Source organism: Arthrobacter globiformis, from assembly GCF_003261175.1.
Classification (GTDB): domain Bacteria; phylum Actinomycetota; class Actinomycetes; order Actinomycetales; family Micrococcaceae; genus Arthrobacter; species Arthrobacter globiformis_A.
This window is the reverse complement of the sequence record NZ_QLNP01000042.1, coordinates 1-12,486: the sequence shown is the minus strand read 5'-3', so window position 1 is coordinate 12,486 and position 12,486 is coordinate 1. Positions and strand designations below refer to the sequence as shown.

General features: G+C 66.5%; 11 protein-coding genes. 5 read left to right on the top strand and 6 right to left on the bottom strand.

Annotation, left to right across the window (positions count from 1 at the left end):
• Positions 1-16: 16 nt before the first annotated feature.
• From DBZ45_RS03490 to DBZ45_RS03475, 4 genes are all read right to left on the bottom strand, one after another.
• Positions 17-772 carry an eCIS core domain-containing protein gene (locus tag DBZ45_RS03490; RefSeq protein WP_111902578.1) on the bottom strand — a complete coding sequence of 252 codons (756 nt, stop codon included), beginning with the start codon at positions 770-772 and terminating at the stop codon, positions 17-19.
• 114 nt (positions 773-886) lie between these two features.
• Positions 887-2,968, bottom strand: a complete 2,082-nt coding sequence (locus tag DBZ45_RS03485; RefSeq protein WP_111902577.1) for an ATP-binding protein — start codon at positions 2,966-2,968, stop codon at positions 887-889.
• A 7-nt stretch (positions 2,969-2,975) separates the two neighbouring features.
• Positions 2,976-3,632: a DUF4255 domain-containing protein gene (locus tag DBZ45_RS03480; RefSeq protein ID WP_111902624.1), complete on the bottom strand. Its 657-nt coding sequence runs from the start codon at positions 3,630-3,632 to the stop codon at positions 2,976-2,978.
• 237 nt (positions 3,633-3,869) lie between these two features.
• Positions 3,870-4,490, bottom strand: a complete 621-nt coding sequence (locus DBZ45_RS03475; RefSeq protein WP_111902576.1) for a response regulator transcription factor — start codon at positions 4,488-4,490, stop codon at positions 3,870-3,872.
• A 252-nt stretch (positions 4,491-4,742) separates the two neighbouring features.
• On the opposite strand from DBZ45_RS03475, the gene DBZ45_RS03470 reads away from it, so the two are divergent.
• On the top strand, positions 4,743-5,555 hold the full coding sequence (locus tag DBZ45_RS03470; protein WP_111902575.1) for a COG1470 family protein: 813 nt from the start codon (positions 4,743-4,745) through the stop codon (positions 5,553-5,555).
• Entirely contained in the window at positions 5,555-5,872 is a 318-nt protein-coding gene (locus DBZ45_RS03465) for a PAAR domain-containing protein (protein WP_111902574.1), read from the top strand. The genes DBZ45_RS03470 and DBZ45_RS03465 overlap by 1 nt, the downstream gene beginning before the upstream one ends.
• A 32-nt stretch (positions 5,873-5,904) precedes the next feature.
• Here DBZ45_RS03465 and DBZ45_RS23115 read toward each other — a convergent pair whose 3' ends face one another.
• Together DBZ45_RS23115 and ligD are read right to left on the bottom strand one after the other, a co-directional pair.
• Positions 5,905-6,855, bottom strand: coding sequence for a CARDB domain-containing protein (locus tag DBZ45_RS23115; protein WP_111902573.1), 951 nt, complete (start codon positions 6,853-6,855; stop codon positions 5,905-5,907).
• 171 nt (positions 6,856-7,026) lie between these two features.
• Positions 7,027-8,049, bottom strand: a complete 1,023-nt coding sequence (ligD, locus tag DBZ45_RS03455; RefSeq protein ID WP_111902572.1) for a non-homologous end-joining DNA ligase — start codon at positions 8,047-8,049, stop codon at positions 7,027-7,029.
• Between the two features lie 214 nt (positions 8,050-8,263).
• Between ligD and DBZ45_RS03450 the strand changes: the two genes are divergently transcribed.
• The 3 genes from DBZ45_RS03450 to DBZ45_RS23110 all read left to right on the top strand — a co-directional run.
• Positions 8,264-10,237, top strand: a complete 1,974-nt coding sequence (locus DBZ45_RS03450) for an alpha-amylase family protein (protein WP_111902571.1) — start codon at positions 8,264-8,266, stop codon at positions 10,235-10,237.
• A 135-nt stretch (positions 10,238-10,372) separates the two neighbouring features.
• Complete coding sequence (locus tag DBZ45_RS03445; protein WP_111902570.1) at positions 10,373-11,062, top strand: alpha/beta hydrolase family protein; 690 nt, start codon at positions 10,373-10,375, stop codon at positions 11,060-11,062.
• A 419-nt stretch (positions 11,063-11,481) separates the two neighbouring features.
• Positions 11,482-12,486, top strand: a 1,005-nt coding sequence (locus tag DBZ45_RS23110; RefSeq protein ID WP_440130495.1) for a peptidoglycan DD-metalloendopeptidase family protein, incomplete at its 3' end; no start/stop codon positions are given.

The following is a 12,486-nucleotide window of genomic DNA, read 5'->3' as shown; positions in this document are numbered from 1 at the left end:
GCCTGCGCCGGCCGGGTCAGCCGGGCTCTTCCTCTTCGGCCTCGTCACGCTGGACCGGCGCACCGGCCATGAAGGAACCCTGCGCCGTCTCTTTCTCCTCCTCTTCGTCCTCCCGCTGGACTGCCGCGTCCTCAGCCTGCCGCTGTACGACGGCGGCATCCGCCGTCGAGCGCTGGGCAGTCGCCGGAACTGCCGGTGCGGACATAGCCCGCTCGGCAGTGGCAGCCGCCTCGCGCTCGAACCGGTCGGAGGGGTCGCTGACCCGCACGCCGGTACCCGTGGGGGTGCCGTCCACCGGTCCGCTGCGCTGCTGGACCACGTGGGTTAGTTCGTGGGCGAGCATGGTCCGGCCCGCATCCGAGCCCGGATCGTACTTGTCCCGTTGGAAGACGATGTTGGGGCCGACGGTGTACGCGTGCGCGTTCACCGATGCCGCGGAATTGTGGGCGGCGTCGTCTGTGTGAACGCGGACATCCGAGAAGCTGTGGCCCAGCCGCCCCTCCATGTCGGCCCGCACCGGCTCTTCCAGCGGTTGGCCGCCTCCGGAGGAGACGACGTCGAGCACTGGTGATCGCTCCTCGTCGGCGAGGCCGCGGACACCGCTGTTGCCGACGGCGCGCTGGAGGGCCAGTATTCCCCGGGGACCGACGACGTCGGTCCGGCCCGCCGCCGCCGCCCGGAACAGGACGGCGGATTCGGCGGCATCCCCGTGGGCCGGCTTGGTCCGCACGCCTTCGGCGTCGGTCTGGTCATGGTCGTGGCTGAGCATCATGCATCCCTTTCCTCGGACCTACACAGACGATGCCCCTTGGCGGGCGGCGCTACAAGCGCCGCCCGGCGCCGGGAAGGGCAGCCGTTCCTGCCCGAAAGTGCACGGGGACCTGCATTACCGGTCCGTGCCCCTCGCGGTGGAGAGCATCCCCCAGTACTGGCCGAATTCGCTCTCCAGCGTCAGTCGCCCCAGCTTGCGGTACTCGCGCTGCACCGCGGTGACCAGGTGCCTCATGGTGACCGTTCCGCCGTCGTCCGCTGCGAGATACGCGGCGGTGACGGCGGCGGAACGGATGGCCCCGCCCGCGAGTTCGAAGGCTTTCCCCAGGAAGGCGAAATCAATGTCGGCCGAGCGTTTCAGCGTCTTGAGGCAGCGCTCCCACAGCACGCTGCGGTGTGCCGCGTCCGGCAGCGGGAAGTCCACCAGCACGTCCAGGCGGCGGGTGAACGCTTCGTCGATGTTGGCACGCAGGTTCGTTGCCAGGATCGCCAGGCCGTCGAATGTCTCCATCCGCTGCAACAGGTAGGCGCTTTCGATGTTGGCGTAGCGGTCGTGGGCGTCCTTGACCTCGGAGCGGCGCCCGAAGACGGCGTCGGCCTCGTCGAAGAGCAGCACGCCGTTGACGCCGGCCGCGGCCGTGAAAATGCGCTCCAGGTTCTTCTCCGTCTCCCCCACGTACTTGTCGACGACGGTGGCCAGGTCCACGACGTAGAGGTCCAGGCCCAGCTCGCGGGCCACCACCTCGGCGGACATCGTCTTGCCGGTTCCCGAGTCGCCGGCGAAGAGCGCCGCCACCCCGTGCCCGCGGCCGGCCCCGGGACGCATCGACCAGTCGCCAAGGACTTTCTCCCTGTGCTTGGCCCGCAATGCCACCTCCTGCAGCGCAAGCAGCACGGCATCAGGCAGGACCAGGTCGGCCCAGCCAACCACCGGTTCCACCCGCCGGGCCAGCCGGTCCAGGGCAGAACCGTTTTCCGCCCTCGCACCCGCCCGGAGATGCGCCCCGGTGGCCCTTCCGTCCGCGGCAAGGGTTGCCTGCACGCGTGCGGAGCCGGCGGCGCGGACAACCTGCTCCGGCCGCAGCCTGAACGCCGAGGTCGCGGCCTCCACGTCCAGCCCATTGAGCGGGCCGAGTGCTGCCCGCCAAAGCTCTGTTCTTTCGGCCGACGTGCTGGCAGGAACGTCCACCAGCAGCGGCGGCCGGGTGGTCCAGGCAGGGTCCCAGGCGGCGTGGCCGACCAGCAGCACGGGCTGGGGTTCCGCGTGCAGGGCCTCCATCACGGCGGGGTGTCCAGCAATTGCGGCGAGGGGGGCCGCCACCAGACCCGCGCGCCGAAGCCTCGCTTCGCGCACGGCGGCCTCAACGAGCGGCAGCGGGTCACGCTCGGCGGCAAGACGCATCAGGTCGAGGAAAATCGCCGCATAGCCTCCGGACCGGAGCGCCTCGGCGGCCAGAACACGCCCCGACCCGGTTGCGGGCTCGCGCAGGTAGGCCAGGCGGATGCCCGCCTTGAGGGCTTTGGCAAGCGGTCCCGGTTCTCCCCACGTGACCGACGGCGGGGCCGCCAGGACCGCAGCGATGCCAGGTTCGGGAGCGTCGTCGCCCAGCAGGTGCCCGACAACGCGGTCCGGCACGCGCAGGGACCTTCCCGGCAACGGGCGCTCGGGATCCTCGACTGCCAGCAGGCCGCCGGAAATGAGCGGGCCGGACAACAGCCGGGCTCGGGCGTCGGCGGCCGAGAGCGGTTCGCCACAAAGCGCCAGCGCAACAGCAACCGACGGCCGGCGCCGCGTGACGTCGTCGTTCAGGTAGCCGAAAAACTGTTCGAAACGCGGATCTAGGTCCGCTGCGAGCGCCACCAGCAGCAGGTCGACGTCCAGGGGCGACAGCCCGAAAGTACCGGCGAGTTCCCGGAGCCGGAGCCGGTGGCCCGCTTCCTGGGCCGCGTCCGCCAGCTGCTCGCATTCTCTTTGCCGTGCTGAGTCATCGGAGACGCCCGCGTTACTGCCGCCGCGAAGGCTCGGCTGCTCTCCCCCGAGCAGCCGGTCCACCGCCTCGTCGCTGAGGTAGAGCCCCCGGAAAGGGTCATCAGGCTGCGGATCCTCGGCGCGCCGCATCGCCACCAGGAGGCGGATACGCTCCTCGACCGCGCCAACCCGGCCGAGGAGGTGGGCAAGGCTCGGATTCTCCGCCATCCAGGAATCACCGCTCCTGCCGCTTGCCGTTGCCACTGACGGACGGGGGCGGTGGCGTGTGCCGGTGACGGTTGACGTCGGCTCCACCGTCCTGAAGGTCCGACATGTCCAAGTGTGTGCCTTGGGATGCCGGCGGGCCCGCCTGGTAGACGATGCCGGTCTCAACGGGTGCGATGACCACGATGTCGAGCGATGGCTTCAGCTCGCCGCCCAGCGCGGACCACACATCAGCGAAGGCACGATCCTCCGGCGGGGGCAGCCCCACGGTCAGCGGCACCACGAGTCCGGGTTCCGCCAGCTGGCCAACCACGAGCTCGTCAGGCAGGGCCTCGTATCTGAGGAAGCAGCGAAGCAGCTGGTCAAGGAGCCGGTGTTCGTCCTCCGGCCGTTGGGTCCAGGCGGTGACGAGGTAGGACAGCTTGTAATACCGGGGCGCCGGACGGCGGGTCCGGACACGGCCGTCGTCGCCGCGCTGCTCGGACAGGCCCCGCTCCCGACGGCGGACGTCCTCGCGGATGTCGTATAGGTACAGATTGACCGTCGGCGCATTGCGCCTCGCCGCCCAGTCCTTCGTCGGCGCGTCAAAGACGACGTCGACTTCCGAACCGCTGAGAGCGTCATTTCGGATGAGTGTTCGCAGCGCATCATCCACTTGGGCAATCACGCGATCACCGCCGTCGGCCTGGCGCACGGCAGTTGCGGCCGCGCCCCAAAGGCGCGACCCGCCGTCGTAATCGCAACTGCTGGTCTTGGTCGGGACAACTGATGACTCCCCCGTTTGCCGGACATACGGTCCGCCACGAGGCGGACCGTATGTCCACGGTGATCGACACGGCGAACGGCCGGTACCCGGAGCGGGGCAGGCGTCCGGGAAGCACCTCATACCCCTTCGGGCAAGGGCTTAGATCAGCCCCTCGCGGAGCGCGTAGGCCACGGCATGGGACCGGTTGCGCAACTGGAGACGCGTGGTCACGTCGTGCACCACGTTTTTCACTGTGCGTTCCGAATATGCGAGCTTCCGCGCGATCTCACACGTATCCAGTCCGTCCGCCAGCAGACGCAAAACCTCCACCTCTCGCGGAGCTAGACCGGTGAACATGATCCCGCGGGGACCAAGGACGTGGCGCTGCAGCTTCCCGACCTGATCAAGCAGGCGGCCCAGCAGATCGGGCGGCACACTGCCCTCCCCTGCAGCGGCGGCCAGGATGACAGAGATGAGGCGGTCCGGCGTCGCTTCGCTGCGACGCACTATCCCCACCACCCCTGTTTCCACCGCCTTTACTAGGTCGCCGTCGTCCAGGCGGCCCGCCACAAGGACTGCCCGGGCGGCGCCCTGCCGCTGCACAATGCGAAGCAGGGTCAGTGCGTCTTCGTCGACTGAATCTGCCACCACGACGACGACCCTCGCCTCGGCGTTCGGTGCCCGCACCACGCGGACTTCGGGACGTGCCCGCAACTCGCTGGCGACTCCGGCTTCGGAAATCGGATCGCGCGCATGGACTTTCACAGTTATCGGTTCCATGAATCCTCCCCTGCTACCTGTAACGGCCGCGGACCAGACCGGTAGCCCCCACCAGCTTCACGTACCCGATTTTGGCAATCCGCTGCCCTGAATTTAGCGGATAGTTCTCTTCGTGCAGTCAACAAGGGCTCAACGGGCAGCCGCCGTGCCCAGAAGTCCGGCCGGGCGTCATGCTGCCCGTCATGTCCGGCGCCGTAGCCTCTGAGAACTGCGGGCGTATTTGCCCATGCGCTCGGCTCCGGAGGAGAGGCTATGAGCACCACTGCATCGCTTGGTACGCCCCGCCTCAGCCTGGAGGCCGGTACCGAGGGGTCTGTTCATCTGACTCTCCGCAACGACAGCGACGTAGTCGAGGAGTACGCGCTTCGGGTTGTGGGCCCGGCAGAGTCCTGGGCCGAAATCCTGCCAGACCGCGTTTCGCTCTATCCCGGGCAGGACACCACAGCTGCAATCACATTCCACCCACCCCGGTCCGCCTCCGTACCCGCGGGTGACTTCATATTTGGAATCCAGGTACTGCCCACTGAGCATCCTGAAGACGCCGTGCTGCCCGAAGGCGTGGTTGAGGTACTCCCGTTCCTTGAGACCACGGGTGAACTCATGCCACTAATGTCCCGGGGCAAGCGCGGGGCCAGGCACCATGTGGCCCTCGACAACTGGGGAAATGTCCCCGTCACGGTGGAACTGGCCGGGTCCGACCCCGGCGACCTGCTGGAATTCGAGCTGCAGCCCCCGGAACTGACAATCGAACCAGGCACCGTTCAGTTCACAGCAGTGCGTGTCCGTCCCGCAGAGAAGATTTGGAGCGGCACGCCCGCCACACTCATTTTTTCCGTGACGGCGACGCCGGAGGACGGGCCTCCGCTTCGGCTCGACGGGAGCCACGTTCAGGACCCTGCACTGCCGTGGAGAACAATCAAGGCGGTGCTTTTTCTCCTGCTGCTGGCGGCGGCGCTGACGGTGGCGTGGCACTTCTCGGTCGAATCTGTCAGGGTGAGCGATCCCTCGAAGCCGGGCGCGCCGCAGGGGACTGCCCTGAGCGTCCTGCCGTACGGGACTCAGTGATGCCGACAGGTCCCGCACTCCGGGTGGGAGATACGGCGTTGTGTCCACTTTCTGACGGTCCCAAACCCCATGCGGGCGGGCCCGTCACGCCCGCCGCCGGGGTACCAACAGTGTTGATTGGCGGGATGCCTGCCGCAGTGGCGAACGCCCTTCCCGGCGGGATTGTGTGTGTTTCTCCGGCGCCAAACGGGATCGCAACGGGCAGCGTGACGGTGCTCATAGGTGGCTTTCCGGCCGCCCGGGTGGGTGACCTGAGCCTTCACGGCACTCCCGTGGCGCCTGGACCCGGGTGTCCGACGGTGATCATCGGGGGGTAAGTCCGTTGGATTGGCGTCCCTGCCAGGTTGCCTCATTGTCCCCCGGCGGCGGGGGACGTTTCGGCCGACCCCGCCGGCGAGGAGGAACCATCCGAGCCGCCGCCCTCCGGAACCTGGCCTCCCTCCACAGCAGGCGAGGAGGGGTCGTCTGTGCCGTCCGTTGTTTCCGGGGGGCAGACTGCCGAAGCGGGCAGGGTGTCGATGGCGGGCAGGGCCAGCTTCACAGCCACGGAGTTATTCTCTTCGTTGACTTCTTCGATGGCATGCTGCGGGTCAGCAGTGAACCTCACTTCGTGAGTTTGCCCGAAGTCAGCGGGCTGGATATTGACGCGTATCTCCGTAGGCTTCGGTTCTGGGAGAGCATCCAGAGTTTTTTTCTCGTTCAGCCCAGCATTTGCCGCCAATGACGTACTTTCAATGAGCACTCCAACCGATTGGACCCCCTGCCCTTGGTTGCGCAAATCCACAGCGAGGAAAAGGCATGCACTAGTTTCGTGCGGATTCGCCCGGGCCACGGTGCACGATTGTGGGACCGCAACGGTAAGGTCCGGCTTTACCTGTGGGGCGTCCGTCGGCGTCTGCGTCTGCTGTGGGGTGCTCTCCTGTGGTTGGGTCGACGAAGGAGCATAGGGCTGGCACACGATTGGATCGGGCTTGGGCCCAGGATTGGGCGGCTTGGGCTCACCGGGATCAGGCTTAGGCTCCGGCGGCTTAGGCTCACCGGGATCAGGCTTAGGCTCCGGCGGCTTAGGCTCACCGGGATCAGGCTTAGGCTCCGGCGGCTTAGGCTCACCGGGATCAGGCTTAGGCTCCGGCGGCTTAGGCTCACCAGGATCAGGCGGCTTAGGCTCAGGAACAGGCTGACCGGTCCCAACCGGCCCTGCACTGGAAATCAGGCCGGGCACGCGCGGACCGCAGGCAGCAAGCGCAAGCAGCACGAGCAGAACCAGCGCGATACGCCAGCGTTTTCCGTAACGACTCATCCGCGCACACTCCGCTCAGACCGAAGCCAGCCAGTCGGCGTCTAGTGCGACGGTCCTTTCGTCACGCCGCAGCCGGTTGGCATCCATCGTGCGTCGCTTATCCCGGGCATCCGTGCCCAATGGGGCAGTTATCGAGGCAGCATTATCGCCTCGTAACCAATGTGCCCGCGGCTACTCCGTCTTCTTCGCCCGGCTGGGCTGGACGCGCGGCGGCTCGCCCGGCATCTTGGGGTAGTCCGGCGGGAACGGCAGTTCACCCAGCCCGTTCTTGACGTCGCGCTCCCACCATTCCAGCAGCGTGTCGATGGTGCCGGGCTTCGCATGCATGTCCGCCCACGGGTCCCCCACCGTTTTCAGCCTGTCCGGCACGGTGAGGATGGTGAAGTCCTTGGGCCTGACGTCCGTCAGCTCGTCCCACGTGATCGGGCAGGACACGGATGCATGCGGGAGGGCACGCGGGCTGTAGGCGCCGGCGATGGTGCGGTCCCGGTTGGCCTGGTTGAAGTCGACGAAGATGCGCTCGCCCCGTTCCTCCTTCCACCAGTTCGTGGTGACCTTGTCCGGCATGCGCCGCTCGAGCTCCCTCGCGGCAGCGATCACGGCATGGCGGACATCAAGGAACTCGCGGGTCGGTTCAATGGGGGCATAAATGTGCAGGCCACGGTTGCCGGAGGTTTTCAGGAACGCGTCCAGCCCCGCCTCCGCAAGCACCTTCCGCAGTTCCAGGGCGGCAGGGATGGCGTCGTCGTAGTCCGTGCCCGGCTGCGGGTCCAGGTCGATCCGCAGCTGGTCGGGATTGTCCGAGTTGTCCGCACGCGACGGCCACGGGTGAAAGACCACCGTGTTCATCTGTGCGGCCCAGACAGCGGCGGCCGGCTCGTCCAGAACCAGCATAGGATGCGAGCGCGCGCTGGGAAAGGTGACCTTGACCGTGCGAATGAAGTCCGGCGTTCCCTTCGGTGGGTTCTTGGAAAAGAACTGCTCGCCGTCCACGGTGTCCGAGAACCGCTGCAGCGCCACCGGCCGGTCACCGTTGGCCCGGATGAACGCCTCCCCCACATCCACGAAGTAGCGCGCCAGGTCCAGCTTGGTCAGTCCTAGTTCGGGCCACAACACCCGGCTTGGACTGGAGACGCGCATTTCCCGGGGGCCGCCGGGCCCGTCGACACTGATGGTGGTCTGTTCACTGGCCATGGGGACAACCTACCCCGCGCGGACGGCCGCGTCAGCAGTGCGCCCGTCGAGATTCCTGCTACGACCAATGGCGGACCGACCCCGCCAAGCTGAGTCCCACCGTCGGACACCGAGAAACATCTGCCCGCTCACTGGGCAGCGGCGGGGCCATCTGTAAGGATGAAACACACCGGCCGCCGCCAGGCGCAGAGCATCCGCGAAGGAGACCCGTTCCATGGTTGAATCCCCGAGTCTGGACGCTAGCCAAGGACCATCCGCTGCCGAGGAGTCCGGTGGGTCACAGCCTTCCGGGGCATTCCAGGCGGGCACCCGCCAGCTGTTCAGCACGGCAGCTGGGGAGGCCGGCCTAAAGCCGGGCAGCGCTGACCGGGACGCACTGGAGCAGCGTTTCGACCGGCATTTCCCCGATCTGGCGAGGCTGTTCCGTTCGCTGTATGGCACACGGCCTGACATCGAGGAGCAGCTGGCGGCGCTCGCGCTGGAGATCTCCCGCTCCTGGAAGGAGCGGCCGGCAGACCTGAAAAGGCTCGACGCCGGCCGAGAAGGCAACAGCGACTGGTTCCAGTCCAACCGCATGCTCGGCGGTGTCTGTTACGTGGACCGGTATGCGGCCGACCTTGAAGGTGTCCGCGCCCGCATCCCCTATTTCAAGGAACTCGGCCTTACCTACCTGCACCTGATGCCGCTGTTCCTGGCCCCGGAGCCCCTGTCCGACGGCGGCTACGCCGTGTCCAGCTACCGCGAGGTCAACCCGAAGCTCGGCACCATGGACCAGCTGCGCGCGCTCGCCGCCGAGCTGCGGGCCAACGGCATCAGTCTGGTGCTCGACTTCATCTTCAACCACACCTCCAACGAGCACGAGTGGGCGCAGCGGGCCGCCGCGGGCGACCCGCGGTACAGCGACTACTACTGGATCTTCCCGGACCGTGCCATGCCTGACGCGTTCGAACAGACCGTGCGCGAGATCTTCCCGGAAGACCACCCTGGCTCCTTCGTGCAGCTGCCTGACGGCCGGTGGGTATGGGCCACGTTCCACACGTTCCAGTGGGACCTGAACTACTCCAACCCCGAGGTCTTCCGGGCAATGGCGGGAGAAATGCTGTTCCTGGCCAATTTGGGCGTGGACATCCTGCGGATGGACGCCGTGGCGTTCATCTGGAAGCAGCTGGGGACGCCGTGCGAGAGCCTGCCCGAGGCGCACACCCTGCTGCAGGCCTTCAACGCGGTCTGCCGGCTGGCGGCGCCGTCGCTGCTGTTCAAGTCCGAGGCGATTGTCCACCCGGACGAGGTGGCCCTGTACATCGATCCCGCAGAGTGCCAGCTCTCCTACAACCCGCTGCAGATGGCCCTGACCTGGGAGGCGCTGGCAACGCGGAACGTGTCGCTGCTGGCCCAGGCCCTTGAGCGGCGGCACAATATTGCGGCAGGAACCTCCTGGGTGAACTACGTGCGGAGCCACGACGACATTGGCTGGACGTTTGCCGACGAAGACGCTGCCGACTTCGGCATCAACGGCTTCGACCACCGCCGGTTCCTGAACTCGTTCTACGTCAACCGGTTCCCGGGCAGCTTCGCCCACGGCGTGCCGTTCCAGGACAACCCGCGCACGGGCGACTGCCGGATCTCCGGCACGACGGCGTCGCTGTGCGGCCTGGAAGGCGGTTCAGCGGAGGCCATCCGCCGCGTCCTGCTGACCCACTCGGTAGCCTTCAGCACCGGCGGCATCCCGCTGCTCTACCTGGGCGACGAGGTGGGGCAACTCAATGACTACGGCTATGCGCAGGAGGACGGCCACGACGCGGACAGCCGGTGGGTGCACCGGCCACAGTTCCCCGCTGAAAAATATGCGAAGCGGCTGGACCCGGCTACTCCTGAGGGGGCAGTGTTTGCAGGACTGCGGCGGCTGGCGGAGATCCGCGCGGCGACTCCCGAGCTGGCCGGCACCCGTTTGGTGCCGTTCTCGACGAACAACACCGCAGTGCTCGGGTATCAGCGGCCCGGCGAGGGAACGGCGGTCCTGGCCCTGGCCAACTTCAGTGACGGGCCGCAGGTGGTTTCCGCGGACACCCTGTCCGGGTTCGCGGCAGAAGCCTTGGACCTGTTTTCCGACGAGCCGGTCCGGATCGACGAGGGACTGGTGCTGCGGCCGCAGGACTACGCCTGGCTCAGGGTTGTCCCGGCTTCCTGAGAACTTTCGCCGCCGTCAAGTGTCCGGCGCAGAGCTGGCTGGAGACTTTCGTGCATCTGTGCCTGGCCTGTGCGTCAAATTGGAGTCCCTGGCGGGCGTCCCGACCAGCGCCTGCGGATCGGGCATGATGGAGTCATGCCCACCGCTGACACCCCCATCACCATCGCCGTCGGCGACGGTCACGTCTCCGGCGCCTACGCGCGGCCCGCCAGTCCCTTCGCAACCCTGGTGTTGGCCCATGGCGCCGGCGCGGGCATGGAGCATCCGTTCATGCGCGGGTTCACGGGCGCATTGAACGACGACGGCGTGGCCACTTTGCGCTTCAACTTCCCCTACCGCGAGGCAGGCCGGAAATTCCCCGACCGTCCGCCGGCGGCTATCGCCACCTGGCGGGCAGCGATGGCCGAAGCGGCGTCCCGGTCGGAGGCCGAAGGTGGTGCCGAGCCGTTGTGGGCGGCCGGGAAGTCGTTCGGCGGCCGGATGGCCTCCATGGCGGTTGCCGAAGGCATGCCTGCCGCCGGCCTGGTTTACCTCGGCTACCCGCTGCACCCGCCCGGCAAGCCAGAGAAGCTGCGCGACGAGCACCTCTACGAGCTGGAAACCCCCATGCTGTTCCTCCAGGGAACGCGCGACACGTTCGCCACCCGCGAGCTGCTGGAAGGTGTGGTTTCCCGGATCGGGCGGACCGCCACGCTGCAGTGGTGCGAGGGCGGCGACCACTCGTTCGCGGTGGCTGGAAACAAGCGCACCGCCGAGGACATCGGCGCCTCGCTGGCCGCGCCGGTAGCCGCGTTCCTCCGCGCCAACGGACCAGCAGCCTGCTAAGTCGCACGGTCTGGGCACAATTGAGTGCCCAATCGGGCAGCCGATCTGAGCCCCGTGTACCCCCTGCTTCCGTTATCCCCGCGCTCACTTGGGAAATTGTCCCTATCCCATCACTCAACACGGGTCTAAAGGGCAAATCCGGGATACAGGAGCAGGGACCGCCGGTTTCCCTGTCATTGGTGTGAAGCCACAATGAGGTCCATGCCTGCCGTGTGCCCAGTTCGGCGGGTCAACCTCGGGAGCATTCTGTGGCAGCTCAAAGTAGGCGACTTGCAACCAAGAATCGTGGCTTAGCCAAAAGGAATATCGTTGGCAGGCTGACTCTGCGAACTCTCGCGGCAGCTCTGATCCTTAGTTTTGCCGTGTTCGCCTTCGGTCAAGGCCCAAGCAAGTTGGGTCAACATTCTGCTGATGAGGTCATGTTGCCGATGGCTCCGACCGGGAGCGAAGACGCACCGCTCCTTGATCCGAGCGACACCCCACGGGTGAAGATTCCTTTTCGTCCGGTGATTTCAAATTCTGACATCAAGGGAGCAACGACGCTCGGTGTTGCGTCGGCACTGCTAAAGAGGCCTCCCAAAGGGTCCCTCATGGCTCCGCTCGAAGTCCTGGTCAGGACTTCTCCGTTTGGTTCGCGTAGGAGTCCACTCACTGGTCTATTGGGCGAGTTCCACTATGGGCAAGATTTCGCTGCACCCTGCGGAACGAGGGTCTATGCTGCCGACGCCGGCGTCGTCCGCGCCGCAGGCTGGCACCCCTGGGGAGGCGGCAACAGATTGGAGATTGACCACGGCAATGGCCTGATCACGACCTATAACCACCTGCTGAAGTTGGGTGCCGAAAAAGGCAGCAAGATCAGGGTCGGGGAGGTTGTTGCCAAAGTCGGAACCACAGGATCATCTACCGGATGCCACCTTCATTTTGAAGTGATCGAGAACGGACAGCATAAGGACCCGAATCAATGGAAATTGCTGAACATCCGTCAGATTGACCGCCTGCGCGGGGACGAGAAGATGATCAGCTTTGATCCCAGCGCGGTGAGTATGTTGGGCTGGACAATTCCCGCAATGGCTGGAAATACCTTCACCACCGAGGCGCCTGCTCCACCACCTCAACTGCCGCATTGCAGCACCAAACCGCGGCCGTCGGATTGTCCTGCGCCAGACAAGTGCAAGTTCGATCCACAATCACGCGGCTGCCCACCACCGACGGACACGTGCAAGACCAACCCGCGACTGGTCGACTGCCCACTGCCAGAGCCGGGATGCAGCGCAACTCCGCGACCGGCCGAATGTCCGCCACTGCCACCGGACTGCAACGCGACTCCCCGACCGGCCGAATGTCCACCACTGCCACCGGACTGCAACGCGACTCCCCGACCGGCCGAATGTCCACCACTGCCACCGGACTGCAACGCGACTCCC